This window comes from Mesorhizobium sp. M7A.F.Ca.CA.003.01.2.1 (genome assembly GCF_003998945.1).
GTDB classification, from domain to species: Bacteria; Pseudomonadota; Alphaproteobacteria; order Rhizobiales; family Rhizobiaceae; genus Mesorhizobium; species Mesorhizobium ciceri.
In genome coordinates this window covers 1-769 of record NZ_RZRA01001486.1, presented here as the reverse complement: position 1 = coordinate 769, position 769 = coordinate 1, and the positions used below count along the sequence as shown (strand labels likewise).

The 769-nt window shown below is 60.5% G+C and carries 2 protein-coding genes; both read right to left on the bottom strand.

The features are described 5' to 3' along the window. Positions 1-251, bottom strand: a 251-nt coding sequence (locus EN969_RS33655; RefSeq protein ID WP_245467661.1) for an S-adenosylmethionine synthetase N-terminal domain-containing protein, incomplete at its 3' end; no start/stop codon positions are given. A 169-nt stretch (positions 252-420) separates the two neighbouring features. Beyond that, positions 421-769: helix-turn-helix domain-containing protein (locus tag EN969_RS33650; RefSeq protein ID WP_164758776.1), on the bottom strand; the 349-nt coding region annotated here is incomplete at its 5' end.

The window sequence follows — 769 nt, the reverse complement described above, 5'->3', positions numbered from 1 at the left end:
TCCTTGAGGATGTTGCCTGCCTTGTCCTTCTTCAGCAGCGTTTCCGGGACGCGCACTTCGCCGGCGATGACGACACGGTTGGTGGTGGCCAGCGTCTCGCAGGCGACACGGACTTTCCACGGGTCCATGCCGGTCTTCTTGGCTTCGCGATAGACCAGATCGACGATCTCGTCGGAAATCCGGTCACAGACTTTGTCAGGATGGCCCTCGGCAACGGATTCCGAGGTAAAGAAGTAGTTCTGCCGCGTCACGGGTGTCCCCTCTTGAAAAACGATCGGCAGGCTGCCGATTTTGGCGCGCCACGTGTTAGCGGGGCGAAGCGCCGCTCGTCAAGCGGTGCTTCGGCTCTGGCATGAATGTCGATGCCGTTATCTTGTGCCACCGGCGGCGGGGCGCCGCCGGTCCTGGCGTGATTGAGGATCAGTCGGGATCGTCGGCGGAGAGGGACTTGACCAGGTCTATGATCCTGCGGCGCACCTTGGCGTCGGCGATCTTGACAAAGGCCCGGTTGAGCTGAAGGCCTTCAGGGCTGCCGCAGAATTCGACAGCGAAAGCCATCGAAGCGTCCTCGGCAAATCCACGGCCCGCCACAGGCTCCTGGCCGGGCGCATCCTCAAAAAAGAAAGCGACAGGCACGCCGAGTATGGACGCGATCGCCTGCAGACGGCTGGCGCCGACGCGGTTGGTGCCCTTTTCATATTTCTGAATCTGTTGAAATGTGATGCCGAGGTTTTCTCCCAGCTTTTCCTGGCTCATTCCAAGCATGTTG